Below are 20,972 nucleotides of genomic sequence, written 5' to 3'. Positions count from 1 at the left end.
CATCCCCTAACGCGCGTCCCCCAATGGGTGTTGATGGGAAACGGGTCGTGCCCCGTAGCCGGGGCTCAGGGTGGCTCCTACCATCGCAGACATGGGCAATAACCTGTTGGATTTCGTCATGGCGCTGGTCCGTGACCAGGACATGGCTGCGCAATACGCGGCCAATCCCGAACAAGTCATTGCCGACGCCCACCTGGACGGAGTCCAGCCCGCAGATGTCTCCGCGCTGATCCCGGTGGTCAGCGAGTCGATACCGGCCGCTCTGGGAACACAGGCCTCGCAGTTCGCCGCGAACCCGGCGGCAGCCGATCTGACGCATGCGGTGCATACGGCGATTCCAGCCGACAACATCTGGGCAAGTGGCGCGGCGACCAGTGCCTTCGAGGCGTTCGACTCACCGTTCACCGCGCCAACGCATGACCCGAGCCTGGATGCGGGTCTGCATGCCGCGACCAGTGCGGTATCGGACCAGGCCATTCGTCAGGACGCGATCACCGTCCCCGACCAATTCAGTCCGTCGGCCGGCAGTGCGGTCGCTGCGATCGACCAGTTCCAGGGTCCGTTGCACGCTCCGTCGGGAGTGGACGCGGCGGGGTTCGAGCCTGCGCATCTCGGGTCCGAACTGGGGGCCGGCGGTTCCGGCGATGCGGGTCTGCAGGATCCGTTCTTCGACCACGGAGATCTTGGCCATCACCCCGGAACCGATCACAATCCCGGAATCGACCAGTTCTAGCGCGGGGCGCGCCGCACCAGCACGCGGTCGAGCGAGAGCCGGGCGTCGTCCGCCGCGAGCGCCAGGAGCAGGAACCCCCAGCAGAACGTGGCGGCGAAGGCCCCGCCGTTTTGCATGGGTTCCCAATGCACCGGTAGGTGCTCGAAGAAATATGCGTAGGCCATCATTCCCGCCGCGAGGATTGCGGACACGCGTGTCCACAGTCCCACCGTCAGCAGGACGCCGAGTGTCAACTCGAACACGCCCGCCCACCAGTACGGCCAGTTGAGGAAAGGCTCGGGGTGTCCGGAACCGGTGGGCGATCCGCTCCACCAACCAAAGATCTTCTGGGTTCCCTCCAAGAGGAAGATGACTCCGAACACGAGGCGGGCGCCCGTGGGAATGACCCATCGCGCGGTCGGGCCGACGCGCCGGATGTTCATGGATTCTCCTCGTTGATCCGATAGGCGTAGTGCCGCGCCGCGGAGTGTCAGAACGTGCAGTACGCCCTGAACAGCACGACCAGTGCGGCGCCCGCGAGGGTTGTCGGAAGCAATGCGAAGCCGAGCGTTAGCCGCCCCCGCCCTCTCGGTGTGCGGGTGGCCGCTCCCTGGGCCCGCAGCCATATGAGCCGCACCGCCACCGACTCGCTGGACATGTTCAAAGCGCCACGCATCGCCACGCCTGACTTACTCATCGCCAGGAGTGCGGCGCGCACAGTACGTGGCCCGTGCGCCCGCGCCGCAGCATCGTCGGCCGCCAGCTCCACCATCAGTCTGACCATTCCCGGTGCGCGGCGCATCAACGGCAGCATCGGAAGTGCCGCCGCGGCGATATCGGCACACAGCACGGCCACGTGGTGTCTGCCGCGGATATGTGCCAACTCGTGTTCGATCACTGCCGCGCACTGCTGTTCGCCGAGGCGGCGGATGCCGTGAGTGGCTATCACCGTTGGCCGAGCGCCACCGAGGCTGTAGGCGATCGGCCGGGGATCGTCGATCCAATGGACTTGCCCGGAGTGACACGTTGCCGCTCGCAGCATCCAGAAGTGACGGGCGCGGTGCCGGCGCGCGGCCCGCAGGCTCCGAATCGCCACGACCGCGACCCGCGCCAGGATGGTCAGGGGTAGCAGCGAGATCCCCAGCTGAACAAGGGTTCCGAAGGATGAGTGCGGGATGGATCCGCTCAGGCACCCGCCCACGAGCGTCGTGACACCCCTGGTGTCCAGTATGTGAGGAAAGAGCAGCAACATCGCGGACAGCGCCGTGAGTACAAGGAAGGCCATCAGGGCTCCGAGCCATGCCGCCAGCACGGCGGCGGGCAGCAATGTAGGACGCACGGTCGGTCGCAGGCAGGCCGGTCCTGCGACACCAATGAGGGCGGCACTTGTCATCAACACCAGGGCTATGGTCATGTCAGGCCACCTCGGCGGAGGATCCTGCGCAGCACCGTGGATTCCTCGGGTGAGGCAGATCCGGCGAAGTGCAAGAGCACCCCTTCGGCGTCACCGCTGGCGGCCAAGACTTCCCGGACCATGCGCGCCGCGGCAGCTTCGCGCGTTTCGGCCGCTCGGTAGCGGAACGCCCGCCCGACCTTCTCGCGCGTGACATGCCCCTTGTTGTGGAGGTTGTCGAGGACCGTCATGACTGTCGTGTATGCCAGGGGGCGGTCCAGCCGATCCAGGACATCACGGACGGTCGCTGGCTCGGACACGGACCACAACACCTCCATGATCGTCGCCTCCCGCTCGCCGAGGCCGAACATGTCACGCACCAGCCGTCTCCTTCTGTCTAGGCGCGGTCATCGGCGTCCTCCCTCGTTCTGTCACTGCGCTTTCGGGTGCCGCTCGCCGCAGTGGCGCGGGGACGCAGCAGACGTATCAGGACTACTACAAATGCGGTACAGGCGATCCCGAGTGCTACGGCAGCGTTAGGCAGGTGCGCGGTGAGATCTTGCAGCCGCGCCTGGATGTTGAACTGAGTATCGCTGCCGGTGATCCCGCCCAGTGCGGCCGTCCCGTCGGTGGCAACGAAAAATACCCCGATCAGGAGGAACATCCCGCCGGAGACGAGGTTGGTGGAGTGAGTCCGGAACCGTCCGATTCGGATCTCGCTGCCACGGACCCACCGTCGGTTCGACAGCCCCAACCGCCCCCAAGCGAATGCCAGTACGAACAAGGGCGCTGCCATTCCCAGTGAGTACAGCGACATCAGCAGGGCGCCATAGATCGGGCTGGAGCCGATAGCGGCCACTGTCAACACGCTTCCGAGTATCGGCCCGGAGCAGAATCCTGCGAGCGCGTACACGGTGCCGAGCATCAGGACTGACAGGCCCGAGGACAGATCGAGGCGAGCCGCCGCGCGCGCGGCCGGGCCGATGCGGAAGCCGAACCCGGCGATGATCGCCACGCCGAGTGCGATCATCAGCAGGCCTCCGGCCGTTGTCACCCGGGAGCGGTATTCGGTAAGTAGCGCGCCGATCGCGCCCACTCCTGCGCCTAATGGCACCAGCACCGTCAGCATCCCCAGGTAGAAGAGCGCGGTCCTGCGCAGGAGCAGTCCGGCTCGGTCGAAGGAGTACGCGAAGAACGACGGCAGGAGCATCGCTGAGCATGGGCTGACCAACGTCAGAACCCCACCGAGCAGTGCGCCGAGGATTCCGACATCGATCACCGCTGAGCCTGCTCGATGACCGATACGAAGACGTCCACGGGCTGCGCACCGACCACGGGCTTGTCGTTGATCACGAACACGGGCGTAGAGGACGCGCCGATCGCGACTGCTTCCTGGATATCTTGTTGCACTGCGGGCAGCAGCCGATCGCCCGCGAGCGCTGCCTGGAAGCGGGGCAGATCTGGAACTCCAGCTTCGCGAGCCCGTTCGAGAAGGACGGTGTCGGTCAGTTCGGCATGGCCGCGATCCGGCGCATGCCGATACACAGTCCGGTTGAACTCCCAGAACTTGCCTTGTTCAGCTGCTGCTCGACCGGCCTTGGCGGCCTGCACCGATTGTGTGCCGAAGATCGGGAGATCGCGCCATTCGATCCGCAGTTTCCCGGTCTTGACGTAACGCTCGACGAGTTGTGGTTCGGTGTCCCGGCTGAACTTCGCGCAGAAGGGGCAGCGGTAATCCGAGTAGATGATCAGCACCACCGGCGCATCGACAGGGCCAAGCGCCATCGGATCATTCGCGTGCAGCCGAGCCAGGCTGTTGTGGTGGTTGGTGGCCGCGGGTGAGTCGACCGACGCGGTGCTCGCGCTGCTGTGATCGAAGAACAGGTACGTGGCCAGCCCGATGATCACGACCCCCAAGATCCCGGCGATCCAGATATCACGCTGACGGTTGTCGCTTCGCCGCACAGTTTCCCTCTTTCGACCTACTATCCAACTTAGTAATTAACTACTAGGAAAGATAGTAGATAATTACTAAGTTGGATAGTAATTACAGTATCTCCCCTGTTCAGAGGGCTGCCGCCGCTCAATGTTGGCAGTGAGAAGCGGGTGCTCGTGCCGGCGGAGGGTGGCCGACGCACCCTGCCCCTAGGCATCCCCTAATCCCCTAATGGGGACGGTTACGAACCCCCGTGGGGGATGGGCGGAGAAGGGGAAGTTCTCCCGTTTTCAGGGCACTTGCAGGTTCGTAGGTTTGTATTCAGTTCGACCGGACAGACCCGGTTGACTCCGATCCCTCAAGGAGACCTCAAATGTCCATCATCGACTTCATCCTCAACCTCTTCCGCGATCCGGTGCAGGCCGCAAGCTACGTCGCCGACCCGCAGACCTCTTTGGCCAATGCCGGGCTGTCGGCCGTCACCGCCGCACAGGTGGGTGCGGTCATGCCGGTCGTCGCCGAGTCGGTGGCCTCCAACTACGGCTACCAGTCGCAGTGGGTCAACACCGGCAACCCGATGAACGACCTGTCGGGCAACCTGCAGAACTACTACGCCGCGCAGCCCGATGCCCCGAGCATTCTGTCGCCGTCACTGCTGAGCCCCCGGGACAACTTCAGCCCCCGCAACAACGACTTCATGAGCCACAACGACACCGAGTTCGCGAGCCACAACCCCATCGCGAGCGGCAACCAGGTCATGAGCCCGAGCGGGAACGTGGACAGCTTCAACCGCGGTCCGCTGCTGGACCTGAGCTTCGGCGATCTGCAGTTCGGTAACCGCGACACCAACGCCATCGGCGACGGTGCGGTGGCCGTGGGTGGAAGCAACTCCGGACCCATCGCCTCCGGCAAGGGCTCCACCGCGGTCAACGGCGATGTGCGCGATAGCAACATCATCAACGCCGACCACGGCAGCAAGGTCGGGGTGGACCAGAGCCAGACTCGGGTCGGCGGCGACTACACCAACGTCAGTGGGCACGGCTCGGCCGGCATCGACAAGAGCGTGACCGTCGTCGATGATCACTCGCAGCGCAACACCACCAACATCAACGATTCGTTCAACACCGATCGCTCGACGAACATCGGCTCGGGTAACACCACCCACACCGATATCGCCTCGCACAACCAGGTGAAGACGCAGACGGATATCGGCTCGCACAACCAGACGAGCACCAGCACCAACACCGATATCGCGTCGCACAACAAGGTGAACACGGACATCGCGTCCAACAACCAGGCGCACACCGGCACCTCGGTGAGCAACTCGCACACCAACGCGATCAACGACTCGCTGAACACCTCGCACTCCGCGTCCAGCAGCGCCGCGGTGAGCAACTCGCACAGCAGCGCCATCAACGACTCGCTGAGCAGCCCGCTCAACGCATCACACAACTCCTCGATGAACGAGTCGTTCAACTCCTCGCTGGGCTCGCATGGCGCGGCCGGCACCGGATTCGAGGCCCAGGCGCAGGCCCAGGGTCACGCGTCGGCCGCCGACCACACCACCCTTCCGGGAACCGAGCACCACTAGTCCCCGGGCGCGATGCCCCGCACCAGTACTGGTGCGGGGCATCGGCGTGGATGCCGGATCGAACTGTGCCGGCCCCAAGAAATGGCACAGTAATGAAGAATTTCCAGCGAGAAGGGTTAGGGAACCGTGTCGGACACCGCACAGGACGGCCAGCAGCAGCTGGCGCTCGTCAACGAGCTGCTGGGGCATGTGCGCAAGATCGCGGGCGAGAACGATCGGGGCGACCTGATCGATCGCCTGGACCGCGTTGACCAACTTCTCGTGGACCGTCCGCTACGGGTGGTGGTGGCCGGACAACTCAAGCAGGGCAAGAGTCAGCTGGTGAACTCGCTGCTCAACATGCCGGTCGCGCGCGTGGGTGATGACGAAACCACCTCGGTGACAACCGTTATCAGCTACGGTGAGCAACCCTCGGCCGCCTTGGTGGTGGCCCCCGCTGAACAGTACGACGGCGGTGGGCTGGCCGGAGAGCCCGAGATCATCCCGATTCCGGTCGCCGATATCGGCAAGGACCTCAAGCGGGCACCGCAGGCCCAGGGCCGCGAGGTGCTGCGGGTGGAAGTCAAGGTCGCCAGTCCGATGCTCAAAAGTGGTCTTTGCCTGGTGGATACGCCTGGTGTCGGCGGATTCGGTCAGCCGCACCTGTCGAGCACCCTCGGGCTGTTGCCGGATGCCGATGTCATGCTCATGGTCAGCGATCTCAGCTCCGAATTCACCGAACCAGAACTGGTTTTCATCCAGCAGGCGCTCGACCTGTGCCCCGTCGCGGCGATCGTCAACACCAAGACCGATCTGTACCCGCACTGGCGGTCAGTGGTGGCCGCCAACTCCGTACATCTGCAGCGCGCCAAGGTTACCGTTCCCGCCATCACGGTGTCGTCGGCGCTGCGCTCGCACGCGTTGCAGCTCAACGACAAGGAGCTCAACGCGGAGTCGAACTTCCCCGCATTGGTCACCTTCCTGAGCAATGCCATCGCAGACCAGCAAGCCAACACGCGGCAGCAGGCCGTGGCCGAGATCGGCTCGGCAGCCGAACATCTCACACTTACTCTGGATGCCGAACTCAGCGCATTGCAGGACCCGCAGAGCCGCGATGAGCTCACCTCGGATCTGGAACGGCGCAAGCGTGAAGCCGAGGAAGCGCTGGCCCACACCGCGCTGTGGCAGCAGGTTCTCGGCGATGGCATCACCGACGTGTCGACCGATGTCGAACATGATCTGCAATCACGATTCCGGCGCATCCTGCAGCGGACAGAAGAGGTAATCGACCGCACCGACCCCACCAAGAACTGGGCCGAGGTCGGCGCCAAACTCGAACAAGCCGTGGCCAATTCAGTGGGAAACAACTTCGTCTGGGCGCACCAGCGGGCGATGCACCTGGCTGCCCAGGTAGCCGAGACCTTCGCCACCGCCGGCATGGACTCGGTGAAGATGCCGCGCCTGCGGGCCAGCGAGATGGGCGCCGATCTGAGCGACTTGAACTCGCTGTCGAAGCTGGAGGCCAAGCCGATCAAACTGGGGCACAAGGCGATCACCGGACTGCGCGGGTCTTACGGTGGCGTCATCATGTTCGGCATGCTGACCACCGTCGCCGGGCTTGGCATGTTCAACCTGATCTCGCTGGGTGCCGGTGCGATGCTGGGAAAGAAGACCTACAACGAGGACATGGAGAATCGGATGCTGCGCATCCGGGGTGAGGCCAAGACCAATGTCCGCCGTTTCCTCGACGATGTGTCCTTTGTGGTACTCAAGGAGTCGCGGGACCGGCTACGGCTGGTACAGCGTCAGCTTCGGGATCATTTCCGCGACATCGCGAATCAGACCACGCGCTCACTCAACGAGTCGCTGCAGGCCGCCATCGCGTCGGCACGGCTGGAGGCAGAGGATCGCGATGCGCGCACCCGCGAGGTGGAGCGCCAGTTGCATATCCTTCGTCAGGTCAACACCCATCTTGGGGGACTGGAAGGGCTGCGGCCATCCACATGAGCAGCGTCGATCTGGCTCGCGTCATCCTCGGTGATGCGATGCGCGCCTACCAGGGCGATCCGCGGTACGCGCGGGTCGCCGAGCCGTATGAGGAACTCCGGCGCATCGCCGCCAGGCTCGACGAACCGCTCCGGGTCGCCATCGCGGGAACCCTCAACGCCGGTAAGTCAACGCTGGTGAATGCGCTCGTCGGAGAAGACATCGCACCTACGGACGCCACGGAGGCCACCCGGATCGTGGCTTGGTTTCGCCACGGCGCCGCCCCGCAGGTCACTGCCAATCTGTTCAGCGGCGCACGCCAGGACATTCCGATTCGTCGTGACGGCGGCCTTTCCTTCGAGCTCGACCGGCTTGACCCGGCATCGGTGTCCGACCTTGATGTCCATTGGCCCGCACCGGAATTGAATGAGATCACCCTGATAGACACCCCGGGGACGTCGTCGCTGTCCACCGATGTCTCCGAACGCAGTCTGGCGCTGCTGGTGCCCGAAGACGGTGTGCCACGGGTCGATGCGGTGATCTTTCTGCTGCGCAGCCTCAACGCCGCCGATATCGGTCTGCTGACCCAGATCGGCAAGCTGGTCGGCGGCGAGGCTGGCGGTGCTGTCGCGGTGGTTGGTGTCGTCTCGCGTGCCGACGAGATCGGGGTGGGCCGGCTCGATGCGATGTTGTCCGCGCGTGAGGTGGCCGCCCGGTTCGCCGGGGAGATGGAACGCACCGGGATCTGTCAGGCCGTGGTGCCGGTCGCGGGTCTGCTGGCGCTGACCGCGCGCACGCTGCGACAGGCGGAGTTCGTCGCGCTGCAGAAACTGGCCGAAGTGGATCCGCAGATGCTGGCCAAGGCCCTGCTGTCGGTGGACAGATTTGTGCGCGAGGACGATTCGCTGCCGGTCGACGCGCAGACCCGGGCCGCGCTGCTCCATCGATTCGGCATGTTCGGTATCCGGATCTCGGTCGCCGTCATCCGGGTCGGAGTCGCCGATGCGACCGGACTGGCCGTTGAACTCCTCGAACGCAGCGGACTGGTGGAACTGCACAACATCATCGCCAACCAATTCGGTCAGCGCGCGGGCATCCTCAAATCGCACACCGCGCTGCTGTCGGCTCGCCAGGTACTGACCGCTCACCCGGTCCAGGGTGGGCGCCAGGTCATCGACGACATCGACCCGCTGCTCGCCGACACGCACGCCTTCGACGAACTGCGGCTGCTGGCAGAGCTCTCCTCGCGGACCACCACACTCACCGAACACGAGACGGTGCTCATTCGCAGACTGTTGGGGGCGTCCGGCACGGATGCCGCTGCCCGATTGGGTCTGGACGAGACGCGCCCAGATCCGCGGCGTGCCGCCCTTGATGCGGTGGCACGCTGGCGGGTGCGGGCCGAGTATCCGCTCAACGATCCGTTCACCAGCCGGCTGTGTCTGGCCGCGGTCCGCAGTGCCGAAGGCATACTCACCCAGTTGTCTACGCACGAGCGCCCGGCATACTGAGCAGATGATGATGCGTCTGTTCGCCGCGACCGGGGTCCTCGTGGCGGGATTCAGCACGGCGACGGCAGCGGCCGAGCCCACACCCAATCCGGCCGGGCCCGCATCCAGGCCTGTGCCCGCCAGTGTGTGGATCAGCCCCGGCGAGATTCCCATGAACGGCGAATATCACTGGTCAGCGGCCAACCCGACCGCAACAGGCAGGGCGGCTTTCCTCAGCATGCGGCTCTGTGGCACCACGTCGGCTGACGTGCTGCCGCCGGCGTCGGCCATCGCTACGCAGACCGCGTCGGGCACCGCGGCGTCCGTCGTGCAGGCGGCGGGGCAGTGGCCCGAAGGAAACACGGGCGGGGCCGCGGCCTTCCAGAGCGGTATTCGGTCTCAGCTCAACTACTGCCCGGGAGTCGGCGAAGTCATCAGCGTCGACTTGCGTCCTGCGCCTTCGTGGTACGGCTTCGCGGCGACCCTGCTGGTGGGCAAGGACCGTGACAACCCCACCAGCGAGGTGCATATCTACAACGTGGTTCCGCCGGAGTCGGGCACCGTTTCGGAGCTCGCGGTCACGGTGCCCCGCACGGGTCGTGAGCCCTCGCCGTGGAAGCCCGTCGATGATGCGACGGTTCTGCGCGCGCTCGCGCAGCCGTTGTGCAAGGGCTCCTGCTAGGGCGGGATTTCGTGTGACGATGCGCGGGTGGCTGTGGGCGGTTTCGGCGATGGCCGTGATTGCCTGCGTGGGTACCGCGGTTCCGGCGGCCGCGGATCCGAAGCCCGTGCCCGACACCGTGTGGACCAATCCGCGGGACATTCCGATGGACCACGTCTCGCACTGGGGTTCCTTGGCGCGCAACGCAACCTCGGTTGACCGTCCTGCCTTCTGGTCGGCGAATCTCTGCTTCTCGCTGGGAGAGAGTCTGCCGCAATCGCCCGAATCAGCGTCGTCGTCGGTGAGTTCCGACGAGTCCGGGTGGACGGCGGTTCAGGTGATCGCGCACTGGCCTGGCGACACCGCGCTCACCGATCAGTATGCGTCGACCGTCTATCGGTCCCTGCGCGCCAGGTTGGATCATTGCTTCAACGCCGTCGGCGCTCAGGTGACGGTCGCCGACCTACCCAATGGGCATGCGGCCACCGTGACCCTGCCGGCCCAGGGCGGCAAGCAACCGCAATACCGGCTGTACGTCGTGGAGCCGCCGGGCACCGGAACGGTGGCCGAACTGACCGTGACAAACGCCATCACGGGTGCCGTCGTTTCGCCCTGGGTCGACGCCGACGACCAGCAGGTTCTGCGCAGCGTGGCAGCCCCGATCTGCCGGACCGCCAAGAGCACCGCCTGCTGAAATTTGCGTCCATTTTTTGTCGCTTCGGATACCGAATCACCATCAACGCGTGCCCTTGACGGCGTAGCGTCCGGGGTATGCACGGACGCGGAGTCCTTTCAGGCGTATGCGGTATCGCGACGATCATCGCGATGGCTGTGTTGTTGACACCGGTGTCGATTCAGGTTGATACGGGCGGCGGATCGCAGTCGGTGACATGCGGTATGCCCGTCGGGCCCCGGCTTACCCGGACCGCGGAGCTGGACAAGATGAGCTCCGCCACGAACCAGTCGACGAACTACCACGACCAATGCGCGGCCAAGCTCGATACGCGGCGTATCTGGGCCATTCCGATCGGTGTGCTGTCGTTCGTGATCGCGCTATGCGCGGCAGGGCATTTGTGGAAAGAGAACTCTCCGAGCAGTCCCGGACAGACCCATCATGGTCTGTCCGGGCCGCCCGGCGGGATTTCTGGTCCGCCCGGCATGCGGGTGGCTCACTGACCCCCAACGGGTACTTGAACATTGCCGCCACCGGGAATCGGGATGACTACTGACCGGCCAGTGGTGGTCGTCGGCGGGGTAGTCGTTGTCGTCGGTTGAGTCGTGGTGGTTGTCGGCTCGGTCGTGGTGGTCGTTGTCGTGGTCGTCGGCTCGGTCGTCGTCGTGTCCTGGCTGGTGGGCGACTCCGACACCGTTTGAGTCTCGGTCACCGTCGAATTGTCGCCGCCAGTGTTCCCGCCGTGACCGCCATGGCCCTCGTGGCCGCCGCCGGAACCTGCGGGTGTGGAGCTTGTGGTGGACGAGACGGATGAGGTGCTCCCGGCCGGGGCTGGCTTGTCGCTACTGGTGATCACCAGCGCGGCGATTACGGCGATGACGGCCACGCCCGCGCCCGCCAGCGCGATGAGCACTGCCGGCTGTTTGTACCAAGGATTGGGCTGGTCAGGCCCCTGATCGTGGTAATGCTCGTTGTATATCGTCGGGTCTTCTGGCGGCTCCGGATAAGACATGGTGCGGAGCGTAACCCAACTTCCTTAAAGCCCGGGGATTTGCGGGATAGCCGGAATCTGGGGAATTGGAGGTATCGCCGGGATCGGTGGAATGGCCGGTGGTGACGGAATTGAGGGTGCTTCGTACCGATACGTCGGCGACTCTGAGGCCGGCGGGGGCTCGTAGTACGTGGATTCGGACGTCGGTGCGGGCGCCACCGGTTCCGACGACGGCGCGGCCGTGGTGGGGACGGTCGTCGAGGACTCTGCGGAGGGTTCGGTGGTGGTGCTGGGCGTTGTCGACGTCAACGGCGTGTTGTCGTTGACCACACGCTTATCCGTAGACAACACGATCGTCATAAGCACCGCGACGATGGCGATGATCGCGGCGATGGTGCCCACAATGGCCGGTCCGGTTCGGTACCAGGGCGTCGGCTTCTCGCTCTCCTCGATCAACCCGGAGAAGTAGCTCTCGTCGTCGTCGGGAGCGTTCGGTGTCTCGTGCTCACTCATCAGGTGCGGAGCCTAACTCAGAAAGTCAGCCAAATTGCGGGATCACTGTCGAGGCGAAGAACTCCAGGTGATCGAGATCCTGCATGTCCAGCAGCTGGACATAGACCCGCTGAACACCGGCGTCGACGTAGGCGCCCAGCTTGTCCACCACGGCATCGGGTGTGCCCGCGAGCGGGCTGTTCTCGGTGATCTCGTCCGCCTCGCGGCCGGCATTCGCCGCGCGGCGGGCGACGTCTGCGTCCGTGTCGCCGATGCAGACCGCGAAGGCCGCCGAGTAGATCATCGAATCGGCGGGCCGTCCAGCGGCCTCCACCGCCTGTGCCACTCGCGCATACCGATCGGTGATGATGTCGACGGGCTGAAAGGGCAGGTTGAACTCGGCGGCGAATCGAGCGGCGAGAGCCGGAGTGCGCTTGACCCCGAGGCCGCCGATGACGATGGGCGGATGCGGCTCCTGCACCGGTTTGGGGAGCCCGGGGGAGTCGGTCACCGTGTAGTGCTTGCCCGCATAGGAATAGGTGTCGCCGGTGGGTGTGGTCCATAGTCCGGTGAGGATGTCGAGCTGTTCTTCGAGCCGATCAAACCGCTCGCCCAACGGCGGGAAGGGAATCGCGTAGGCTTCGTGTTCCTCGCTGAACCACCCCGCGCCTAGGCCGAAATCGACTCGGCCGCTGCTCATCTCGTCGACCTGCGCGACGGTGATGGCGAGTGGTCCCGGATGCCGGAAGGTGGCCGAGGTGACCAGGGTGCCCAGCCGAATGGTGGTGGTCTCCCGGGCGATGGCCCCAAGTGTCACCCATGCGTCGGTGGGTCCGGGCAGCCCGTCGGCACCGCCCATCGCCAGGTAGTGATCGGACCGGAAGAACGCGGTGAACCCCAGCTGCTCGGCGGCTTGTGCCACGCGCAGCTGATCGGAGTAGGTGGCGCCCTGCTGCGGTTCAACGAATACCCGGAAGTCCATGACCGCCAGCGTACGTAAGGCCGCATACCCGAGCGCGGGCGCGTTGCGTCGATGGTTACGGTGGGTGAGCGAGATGAGCGTGAGTTGACGAGTATGCGGCGAAACGAGGGAAAGTGATATCACGCGTTGCGGTTTCGGCTATCGCGGTACTGGCTTTGGGTATCGGGCTGACCGGTTGCTCCGGGGCCGGCAAGAACGACACGTCCACGGCTGGCTCGTCGTCGTCGCAGTCCTCACGATTGCTGAACTTCACCGCCAAGACCATCGACGGGGCCGACTTCGCGGGCACCAGCCTGACCGGAAAGAAGGCGGTGCTGTGGTTCTGGGCGCCATGGTGCCCGACGTGTCAGAAGGAAGCCCCCGATCTGCAGAAGGCAGCCATCGCGCATCCGGATGTCACTTTTGTGGGTGTGGCCGCACAAGACCAGGTGTCCGCGATGCGCGATTTCGTGACCAAGTACGGCCTCACCTTTGTTCAGTTGGCGGACACCGACGCCAAGGTGTGGGCCCTCTACGACGTCACCCACCAGCCGGCCTTCGCATTTTTGGGGTCTGAAGGCCAGGCCGAGGTGGTCAAGAGCCCGCTCTCGGGGTCCGAGCTCGACAAGAGGATCGGGCAGCTGCATTGATGCTGCGGTACTGACGTGATTGATACCGCAGCACTGACTTTCGCGCTGGGCGCGGGCCTGGTGGCCGCGCTCAATCCGTGCGGCTTCGCATTTCTCCCGGGTTATCTCGGACTGGTGATAGCCGGTAGCGACGGCACGACCTCGAGGCTGACCGCGGTGGGCCGGGCGGCGACCGCGACCGTGGCGATGGCCGCCGGGTTCCTGACGGTGTTCGGGATCTTTGGGCTTGTCATCTCTCCGGTGGTCGCGTCGGCCGGTCGGTACATGCCCTTCGCGACGGTGGTGATCGGTATTGCGCTTGTGGCGCTGTCGATCTGGCTGCTGTCCGGGCGAGAGCTCACCGTCATGCTGCCCAGAGTGTCCGGTGGGGCGCCGACCGCCTCGCTGCTCTCGATGTATGGCTACGGGCTCACCTACGCGGTGGCATCACTGTCCTGCACGGTGGGGCCGTTTCTGGCGGTCATCAGCACCACCTTCAAACAGGGATCCATCGTCTCGGGAGTGCTGGCCTTCATCGCCTACGGTGCGGGTATGGCCGTGACCGTCGGCGTCGCGGCATTAGCCGTTGCGCTGCTGGGAAATTCGGTACAGACCACGATGCGCAAGATCCTGCCCTATGTGGGGCGCATCGCCGGAGCGATCGTGCTCTTGACCGGGCTGTACGTCACCTATTACGGCTATTACGAGATTCGGCTGAACTTCGGTGACGGGAATGCCGACGATCCGGTGATCAATGCCGCGAGCGAGGTGCAGACCTGGCTGGTGAGTGTGGTCGACGACACCGGGGTATGGCCGCTGGTGGGCGGCATCGCGCTGATCGTGGTTGTCGCGGCGGCGAGTTCGTACGCCGTCCGGAGGGGGCGCTGAGCTACCCGCGCTCCGCGAGTTCCGCGTATCCGTCCCGCAGGGAACGCAGCTGCGCGGCTCCGTCACCCGCGTACGACGATCCGTGCATGATGGCGAGCGTGGTCGGATCCAGGGCGGCGAGCTGATCGAGTGTCGGCGTCAGCGTGGTGGTCAGGCCGGTCGCGTGGAAGAGTCCCTCGGCCGCTAAGGCCGGCGCCACGCAATCGGATTCGGTGAGCGCGGGACCCTGCCCGGTGTGGGTGAACAGGTCTCCGCAGAACAGCGTCGCGGTGATGTCGTCGAACCAGAGCCCGGCCTCCCAGTTGTGGGGGATATGCGGAGTGGCCAGGAACCTCAGCCGGTGCCCACCGATGTCATGAGGTTCCTCACCCACGGCGACGGGTGGCCGGTCGCACATGTCGTTGAGCGAGAGCATGCACGCCAACGGGCTATGGATGACCTCGGCGTGCGGGGCCGCGGCGAGGAACTGGTTTGTGGAGCCGCATTCGTCTGCCTCGACATGACCGAACGAGATCCAGCGCAGTGCCTCCAGGGCAATGACGCGTGACACTGCCTGCGAAACATTCGGATACAGGAACTTCTGGCCGGTGTGAAAGAGGAACGGTTGGTCGCCGGTCAGCAGAAACTGGTTGAAGGTGAAGCCATGCTCGGTGATATCCGGGACCCAGGTGGAGAACCGGAAGATGCCATCTGCGATCTCGTCGACGGCGGTGTCCATGGCCTTAGTCTGCGCCCGCGCATGCGGCGGGACCAGGAAATCGGTTGCGACGGGGTGAGCGAAACCCCAGCTCGGAGCCGTGGGAACAAATATGCGCGGTGGTCCGTTGAGCTGTATGTCGAACTTGAGTCATGTAGGCTCAACTATGGCTTGACGAAAAGATCCGGACGAGGCAAACTTGAGCGGATCTCACTGAAGGCATTGAGGTAACCAACAGGAGGAATGAACTATGGCTCGTGCGGTCGGAATCGACCTCGGGACCACCAACTCCGTTGTCGCCGTCCTCGAAGGCGGCGACCCGGTAGTTGTCGCGAACTCGGAAGGCTCTCGTACCACCCCGTCTGTCGTTGCGTTCGCACGCAACGGCGAGGTGTTGGTCGGGCAGCCTGCGAAGAACCAGGCGGTGACCAACGTCGACCGGACGATCCGTTCGGTCAAGCGGCATATGGGCACCGATTGGTCCGTCGAAATCGACGGAAAGAACTACACCCCCCAGGAAATCAGCGCCCGCACGCTGCAGAAGCTGAAGCGCGACGCCGAGGCCTACCTGGGTGAGGACATCGAGGATGCCGTCATTACCGTGCCGGCGTACTTCAATGACGCTCAGCGTCAGGCCACCAAGGAAGCCGGCCAGATCGCCGGCCTGAACGTGCTGCGCATCGTCAACGAGCCGACAGCGGCCGCGCTGGCCTACGGCCTGGACAAGGGCGAGAAGGAACAGACCATCCTGGTCTTCGACCTCGGTGGTGGCACCTTCGATGTGTCGCTGCTGGAAATCGGCGACGGCGTCGTCGAGGTCCGGGCGACCTCCGGTGACAACCACCTCGGTGGTGACGACTGGGACGAGCGCGTGGTGACCTGGCTCGTCGACAAGTTCAAGGCCAGTGCCGGTATCGACCTGACCAAGGACAAGATGGCTCTGCAGCGTCTGCGCGAGGCTGCCGAGAAGGCCAAGATCGAGCTGAGCTCGAGCCAGAGCACCTCGATCAACCTGCCGTACATCACCGTGGACGCGGACAAGAACCCGCTGTTCCTCGACGAGCAGCTGACGCGGGCCGAGTTCCAGAAGATCACTCAGGATCTGCTGGACCGTACGCGTAAGCCGTTCCAGTCGGTCATCAAGGACGCGGGTGTTTCCGTGGCCGATATCGACCACGTGGTGCTGGTGGGTGGTTCCACCCGCATGCCCGCGGTCACCGATCTGGTCAAGGAACTGACCGGCGGTAAGGAGCCCAACAAGGGCGTCAACCCCGATGAGGTTGTCGCCGTGGGTGCCGCGCTGCAGGCCGGTGTGCTCAAGGGCGAGGTGAAAGACGTTCTGCTGCTGGATGTCACCCCGCTGTCCCTCGGTATCGAGACCAAGGGCGGCGTGATGACCAAGCTGATCGAGCGCAACACCACCATCCCCACCAAGCGGTCGGAGACCTTCACCACGGCGGACGACAACCAGCCGTCGGTGCAGATCCAGGTGTATCAGGGTGAGCGCGAAATCGCTTCGCACAACAAGCTCCTGGGCTCCTTCGAGCTGACCGGCATCCCGCCGGCCCCGCGCGGTGTGCCGCAGATCGAGGTCACCTTCGACATCGATGCCAACGGCATCGTGCACGTGACCGCGAAGGACAAGGGCACCGGCAAGGAGAACACGATCAAGATCCAGGAAGGCTCCGGCCTTTCCAAGGAAGAGATCGACCGGATGATCAAGGACGCCGAGGCGCACGCCGACGAGGACAAGAAGCGTCGCGAAGAGGCGGATGTCCGCAACCAGGCAGAGTCGCTGGTCTACCAGACGGAGAAGTTCGTCAAGGAGCAGCGTGAGCCCGCCGAAGGCGCCGAGAAGGTCGTCTCCGACGAGACTCTCGGCAAGGTCGACGACGCCATCGCCGATGCCAAGAAGGCGCTGGAAGGCACCGATATCGGCGCCATCAAGGAAGCCATGGAGAAGCTCGGCGAGCAGTCACAGGCGCTGGGTCAGGCCATCTACGAATCCGCGGCCGCCAAGGCTCAGGCCGAGGGTGCCGGTGCTGAAGGTGGCGCTGGCGCTGCCGATAGCGATGTCGTGGATGCCGAGGTCGTTGACGAGGAGAAGGACAGCAAGTGACCCCGTCAGGTGGGCAAGATCGGGATGAAGAACGCGAACCGGTGACCGTTACCGATAAGCGTCGGATCGATCCCAACACCGGCGCGGTTCGCGAGGAGGCAAAGGCGGCCGGAGCCGCGGGGTCGGCGACATCCAACCCCGAAAAGCAGGCTGCCGCAGCGGAACCGGGTGCTTCGGCACCCGGGGCCGCGGCCTCCGAGGGTGAATCGGATGCGGATGCCAAGGTGGCCGAACTGACGGCCGACCTGCAGCGTGCGCATGCCGACTTCGCCAACTACCGCAAGCGGGTGGAACGGGATCGGCAGGCCGTCATCGATTCGGCCAAGGCATCCGTGGTCACTCAGCTGCTGGGCGTGCTCGATGACCTCGACCGCGCGCGGGAGCACGGCGACCTGGAATCAGGTCCGCTGCGCAGTGTTTCGGACAAGCTGACCGCGGCTTTTGAAGGGCTGGGGTTGGTGACATTCGGTGCCGAGGGGGACGACTTCGATCCCTCGCTGCACGAGGCGGTTCAGCACGATGGCCAGGACGGCCACCCCGTACTGGCTGCGGTACTGCGCAAGGGCTACCAGATGGGTGATCGGGTACTTCGGACCGCGATGGTCGTGGTAACCGACGGCAGTCCGAAAGATCCGGCCACGCCCGAAAGCGGCGACACGGCGCAGGATCAGCCCGAAACGGCGGGTGCCGAAACACAATCCAAGACAGAATCAGAGTAAGAACTGCACAGCACGACCGATGGACGCGAAGGAGGTGATGTCGGGTGACGCAACGTGAATGGGTCGAGAAGGACTTCTACAAGGAGCTCGGCGTCTCCTCCACCGCGACCCAAGACGAGATCAAGAAGGCCGCGCGCAAGCTGCTGGCCGAAAATCACCCGGACCGCAACCCGGGCAACCAGGCCGCCGAAGATCGCTACAAGGCCGTCAGCGAGGCCAAGGATGTGCTGTCGGATACGGCCAAGCGCAAGGAGTACGACGAGACCCGTCGGCTCTTCGCCGGTGGCGGTTTCGGACGGCGATTTGGCGACAACGGATTTGGCGGCGGCGGTGGCTTTGGAGGTGGCAGTAACAGCGCCGAGTTCAACCTGAACGACCTCTTCGGCAATGCCGACACCTCCGGTGGAGGCGGCATCGGCGACTTGTTCGGTGGCCTGTTCGGGCAGCGCGCGCAGCCGCGCGCCAGCCGTCCGCGCCGCGGAAACGATCTGGAGACCGAAACGCAGCTCGACTTCGTCGAGGCCTCCAAGGGTGTGTCGGTTCCGCTGCGGCTCACCAGTCCGGCGCCATGCACCACCTGCCACGGCAGCGGAGCTCGCCCCGGCACCAGCCCGAAGGTCTGCGGTGCGTGCAACGGCAGCGGGGTCATCAATCGCAACCAGGGCGCCTTCGGATTCTCCGAACCCTGCACCGATTGCCGCGGTACAGGCTCGATCATCGAGAACCCCTGCACGGACTGCGAGGGCACCGGGGTGACCACCCGAACCCGCACCATCACCGTGCGGATTCCGCCGGGAGTCGACGACGGGCAACGTATTCGGCTGGCCGGGCAGGGTGAGGCCGGTCTGCGCGGCGCTCCTTCCGGCGACCTGTATGTGACCGTACATGTGCGGCCCGACAAGGTCTTCAGCCGCGACGGGGACGATTTGACTCTCACCGTTCCGGTGAGTTTCACCGAATTGGCTTTGGGCGCGACGGTTTCCGTGCCGACATTGGAGGGCCGTGTCGGGGTGAAGGTGCCTGCGGGCACGTCCGACGGGCGCATCCTGCGGGTGCGTGGGCGCGGTATCCCGAAGCGGGCGGGCGGTAACGGCGATCTGCTGGTCACCGTCAAGGTCGCGGTGCCCTCGAAGCTGGAGGACAGTGCGCTGGAGGCATTGCAGCGCTACCAGGTGGCCGAAAAGGCGAGTGGATTCGATCCGCGGGCTGGCTGGGCGGGTGCGCGATGACGCCCCGCCGCCAGCCTGAGCGCGGCGCTCGCACCTTCCTGATCTCGGTGGCCGCCGAGCTCGCCGGAATGCACGCGCAGACCCTGCGCACCTACGACCGGCTTGGGCTGGTCAGCCCCGAACGCACGAGTGGCGGAGGGCGGCGCTACTCGCAGCGTGACGTGGATCTGCTGCGCGAAGTGCAGCGACTGTCGCAGGACGAGGGCGTCAATCTTGCTGGTATCAAACGGGTTATCGAACTGACCAACCAGGTTGAGGCGTTGCAGGCCAAGGTGTCCGAATTGGCGGCCGAGGTAGCCCAGCTGCGCGCGGCGACATCGGGTCGCGAGGTCGCGATCATCCCCAAGAGCACCGCTGTCGTCGTCTGGCAGCCGCGTCAGCAACGCTAGACCGGGTCGTGCTGAATTCTGGAGGCGTCGGCCCCTTTTGAGACCAGGGCCTCCTTGGTGGCCTGGATCATCGATGCCGAGCCGCCGAGCAGAATCTGGCGATCACCCCAACCCCCGTAGGCGGTCACTACCTCGGAGAGCAGCCCTGTCTGCCGGACATGGAGGCCGCGGGGCGGCGTCGGATCGTGGTATTCATTGGCCCAGTCCGGGTTTCGTGGGTACTCGGTGACCGGTGTGACCGACAGCCACGGATTCATCGAGGCGATGTGCCACAGAGTCCACAGGTCATAGAGTTCCTGCGGATAGCGTGCCCCATAGAACAGGTGGACCCGTGGATTCTCGGCCCATTGGGACAGCTCCATGATGAGGCACCGCAGCGGTGCGATACCGGTGCTGCCCGCCACCATCAGTACGTCTCCACCGTCGCGGTTCACTGACAGCGCGCCGAGTGGAGGCGAGATCCGCCAGGTGTCGCCCACCTTGGTCTTGTTGACCATATCGCCGCTGACGAGGCCGCCGGGTACCGCCTTGACGTGAAATTCGATGTAGCCCTCGGGATCCGGTGGAATCGCCAAGCTGAGATAGCGCCAGTTCCGCGGGCTCTGCGGCACCTGCACATGAACGTACTGCCCGCAGTGGTAGTTCATCGGCGCGTTGAGCTTCAGCCGGATCAAGGCGAGATCTCTTGAGGTTCGGTGGTATTCGATGACTTTCCCGTCCCACCAAGGCTGGCCACTATCGGAGGCCGCGGCGCTACGCATCACCTCGATCATCACCGTGTAGACCTCGGTGGCGGTGGCCTCCATCCGTTGATCCCAAATCGGTTGCAGCACCTCACGTGTGGTGTCGAGCAGGGCCTGCCGCATGGTGCCGTACTGGCTGTCGGTGGCCCCGAACTTCCGATGATCGCGACCTAGCTGGGCCAGGAAATTGACCAGGCCCTCGGTGCGGTACGCCGCCATCTCCCAGAGCACGAACTGCAGTGCCTGACGGAAATGCTCGCGTTGCGATGACATGTCGGCGGGGAAGAGATCGCCGACGGAGGGGTCGATGGCGAACCAGCGGCTATAGAAGCTTCTGACAAGTTTGTCCCCCGATAGCTCGACTCCGCCGACCAAGTCGTGCAGCGCTTCGACGTCCTCAAGCCCCACGAGCTCGTTGCCTCACCTTTCCGGGGTCCTGCCTACCGACCCGCCAGTCTAGGAGGGAAGTTCCCGGCCCGTCTGGGACTGCGTGAGCTCAGATCGCGAAGGGGCCAGTTCGGCGGCGACGCATTCGTGTGCTGGGTAGTGCCCTTCCGTCCCGGTTTAGCGACTACAAGACCGGTGATGCGCACAGCACGGTGTTTGCCAGTATCTACGGTCGCCGGTGTAGGGGGAATCACGAAATTCGTGTCGGCACCTAACTCGGCATCTCATGCGGAGCTAGACCAGCTCC

23 protein-coding genes are annotated in these 20,972 nt (G+C 64.8%); 13 read left to right on the top strand and 10 right to left on the bottom strand.

The features are described from left to right. Positions 1-91: 91 nt before the first annotated feature. Positions 92-733, top strand: coding sequence for an Rv0340 family IniB-related protein (locus tag B4394_RS12265; RefSeq protein WP_078315192.1), 642 nt, complete (start codon positions 92-94; stop codon positions 731-733). Here B4394_RS12265 and B4394_RS12260 read toward each other — a convergent pair. From B4394_RS12260 to B4394_RS12240, 5 genes are read right to left on the bottom strand one after another with little or no spacing between them, the layout of a single operon-like run. Continuing rightward, the gene (locus tag B4394_RS12260) at positions 730-1,155 is read right to left on the bottom strand and encodes a DoxX family protein (RefSeq protein WP_078307468.1); all 426 of its coding nucleotides are present in this window, start codon (positions 1,153-1,155) and stop codon (positions 730-732) included. The two genes, B4394_RS12265 and B4394_RS12260, sit on opposite strands and share 4 nt — an antisense overlap. 47 nt (positions 1,156-1,202) lie before the next feature. Beyond that, entirely contained in the window at positions 1,203-2,126 is a 924-nt protein-coding gene (locus B4394_RS12255) for a M56 family metallopeptidase (RefSeq protein WP_078315177.1), read from the bottom strand. Then, positions 2,123-2,485 carry a BlaI/MecI/CopY family transcriptional regulator gene (locus B4394_RS12250; RefSeq protein WP_139360138.1) on the bottom strand — a complete coding sequence of 121 codons (363 nt, stop codon included), beginning with the start codon at positions 2,483-2,485 and terminating at the stop codon, positions 2,123-2,125. Before B4394_RS12250 ends, B4394_RS12255 begins: the two co-directional genes overlap by 4 nt. 17 nt (positions 2,486-2,502) lie before the next feature. Beyond that, positions 2,503-3,384 (bottom strand): cytochrome c biogenesis CcdA family protein, encoded by an 882-nt coding sequence (locus B4394_RS12245; protein ID WP_078315176.1) that lies wholly within the window; start codon positions 3,382-3,384, stop codon positions 2,503-2,505. Then, positions 3,381-4,070 carry a DsbA family protein gene (locus B4394_RS12240; protein ID WP_078307474.1) on the bottom strand — a complete coding sequence of 230 codons (690 nt, stop codon included), beginning with the start codon at positions 4,068-4,070 and terminating at the stop codon, positions 3,381-3,383. The genes B4394_RS12245 and B4394_RS12240 overlap by 4 nt, the downstream gene beginning before the upstream one ends. Positions 4,071-4,414: 344 nt before the next feature. Between B4394_RS12240 and B4394_RS12235 the strand changes: the two genes are divergently transcribed. From B4394_RS12235 to B4394_RS12210, 6 genes are all read left to right on the top strand, one after another. Further along, complete coding sequence (locus tag B4394_RS12235) at positions 4,415-5,632, top strand: IniB N-terminal domain-containing protein (RefSeq protein WP_078315175.1); 1,218 nt, start codon at positions 4,415-4,417, stop codon at positions 5,630-5,632. A 126-nt stretch (positions 5,633-5,758) separates the two neighbouring features. Then, complete coding sequence (locus B4394_RS12230; RefSeq protein WP_078307479.1) at positions 5,759-7,618, top strand: dynamin family protein; 1,860 nt, start codon at positions 5,759-5,761, stop codon at positions 7,616-7,618. After that, positions 7,615-9,108 carry a dynamin family protein gene (locus B4394_RS12225; protein WP_078315174.1) on the top strand — a complete coding sequence of 498 codons (1,494 nt, stop codon included), beginning with the start codon at positions 7,615-7,617 and terminating at the stop codon, positions 9,106-9,108. The genes B4394_RS12230 and B4394_RS12225 overlap by 4 nt, the downstream gene beginning before the upstream one ends. A gap of 4 nt (positions 9,109-9,112) precedes the next feature. Next, positions 9,113-9,769 carry a hypothetical protein gene (locus tag B4394_RS12220; RefSeq protein WP_078315173.1) on the top strand — a complete coding sequence of 219 codons (657 nt, stop codon included), beginning with the start codon at positions 9,113-9,115 and terminating at the stop codon, positions 9,767-9,769. A 19-nt stretch (positions 9,770-9,788) separates the two neighbouring features. Continuing rightward, on the top strand, positions 9,789-10,442 hold the full coding sequence (locus B4394_RS12215) for a hypothetical protein (protein ID WP_078307651.1): 654 nt from the start codon (positions 9,789-9,791) through the stop codon (positions 10,440-10,442). Between the two features lie 77 nt (positions 10,443-10,519). Further along, a complete protein-coding gene (locus B4394_RS12210) occupies positions 10,520-10,924 on the top strand; it encodes a hypothetical protein (protein WP_078307485.1) in 405 nt (134 codons plus the stop codon). On the opposite strand, the gene B4394_RS12205 is transcribed toward B4394_RS12210, so the two are convergent. Genes B4394_RS12205 through B4394_RS12195 form a run of 3 tightly spaced genes read right to left on the bottom strand, consistent with a single transcriptional unit; the run spans position 10,918 to position 12,886 of the window. Beyond that, on the bottom strand, positions 10,918-11,400 hold the full coding sequence (locus tag B4394_RS12205; RefSeq protein WP_078307654.1) for a hypothetical protein: 483 nt from the start codon (positions 11,398-11,400) through the stop codon (positions 10,918-10,920). The genes B4394_RS12210 and B4394_RS12205 overlap by 7 nt on opposite strands. A gap of 57 nt (positions 11,401-11,457) precedes the next feature. Continuing rightward, on the bottom strand, positions 11,458-11,925 hold the full coding sequence (locus B4394_RS12200; RefSeq protein WP_078307487.1) for a hypothetical protein: 468 nt from the start codon (positions 11,923-11,925) through the stop codon (positions 11,458-11,460). Between the two features lie 25 nt (positions 11,926-11,950). Next, positions 11,951-12,886 carry an LLM class F420-dependent oxidoreductase gene (locus tag B4394_RS12195; RefSeq protein WP_078315172.1) on the bottom strand — a complete coding sequence of 312 codons (936 nt, stop codon included), beginning with the start codon at positions 12,884-12,886 and terminating at the stop codon, positions 11,951-11,953. A 113-nt stretch (positions 12,887-12,999) separates the two neighbouring features. On the opposite strand from B4394_RS12195, the gene B4394_RS12190 reads away from it, so the two are divergent. Beyond that, a complete protein-coding gene (locus B4394_RS12190) occupies positions 13,000-13,515 on the top strand; it encodes a redoxin domain-containing protein (RefSeq protein ID WP_078307491.1) in 516 nt (171 codons plus the stop codon). Between the two features lie 15 nt (positions 13,516-13,530). After that, positions 13,531-14,382: a cytochrome c biogenesis CcdA family protein gene (locus tag B4394_RS12185; RefSeq protein ID WP_078315171.1), complete on the top strand. Its 852-nt coding sequence runs from the start codon at positions 13,531-13,533 to the stop codon at positions 14,380-14,382. 1 nt (position 14,383) lies between these two features. Here B4394_RS12185 and B4394_RS12180 read toward each other — a convergent pair whose 3' ends face one another. Continuing rightward, positions 14,384-15,100: an oxygen-binding di-iron domain-containing protein gene (locus B4394_RS12180; protein WP_078315170.1), complete on the bottom strand. Its 717-nt coding sequence runs from the start codon at positions 15,098-15,100 to the stop codon at positions 14,384-14,386. A gap of 229 nt (positions 15,101-15,329) precedes the next feature. On the opposite strand from B4394_RS12180, the gene dnaK reads away from it, so the two are divergent. Genes dnaK through B4394_RS12160 form a run of 4 tightly spaced genes read left to right on the top strand, consistent with a single transcriptional unit; the run spans position 15,330 to position 19,535 of the window. Further along, a complete protein-coding gene (gene dnaK / locus B4394_RS12175) occupies positions 15,330-17,198 on the top strand; it encodes a molecular chaperone DnaK (RefSeq protein WP_078307496.1) in 1,869 nt (622 codons plus the stop codon). Then, on the top strand, positions 17,195-17,917 hold the full coding sequence (gene grpE, locus B4394_RS12170; protein ID WP_078307498.1) for a nucleotide exchange factor GrpE: 723 nt from the start codon (positions 17,195-17,197) through the stop codon (positions 17,915-17,917). The genes dnaK and grpE overlap by 4 nt, the downstream gene beginning before the upstream one ends. 44 nt (positions 17,918-17,961) lie before the next feature. After that, positions 17,962-19,146: a molecular chaperone DnaJ gene (gene dnaJ / locus B4394_RS12165; protein ID WP_078307501.1), complete on the top strand. Its 1,185-nt coding sequence runs from the start codon at positions 17,962-17,964 to the stop codon at positions 19,144-19,146. After that, the gene (locus tag B4394_RS12160) at positions 19,143-19,535 is read left to right on the top strand and encodes a heat shock protein transcriptional repressor HspR (protein WP_078307503.1); all 393 of its coding nucleotides are present in this window, start codon (positions 19,143-19,145) and stop codon (positions 19,533-19,535) included. Before dnaJ ends, B4394_RS12160 begins: the two co-directional genes overlap by 4 nt. Here the strand turns inward: B4394_RS12160 and B4394_RS12155 are convergent. Next, entirely contained in the window at positions 19,532-20,686 is a 1,155-nt protein-coding gene (locus B4394_RS12155) for an FAD-binding oxidoreductase (protein WP_078307506.1), read from the bottom strand. The genes B4394_RS12160 and B4394_RS12155 overlap by 4 nt on opposite strands. Between the last annotated feature and the right edge of the window lie 286 nt (positions 20,687-20,972).

This window comes from Mycobacterium sp. D16Q16, assembly GCF_002013745.1.
GTDB lineage: Bacteria > Actinomycetota > Actinomycetes > Mycobacteriales > Mycobacteriaceae > Mycobacterium.
The sequence above is the reverse complement of the archived record's forward strand: the minus strand, read 5'-3'. Positions and strand labels throughout refer to the sequence as shown.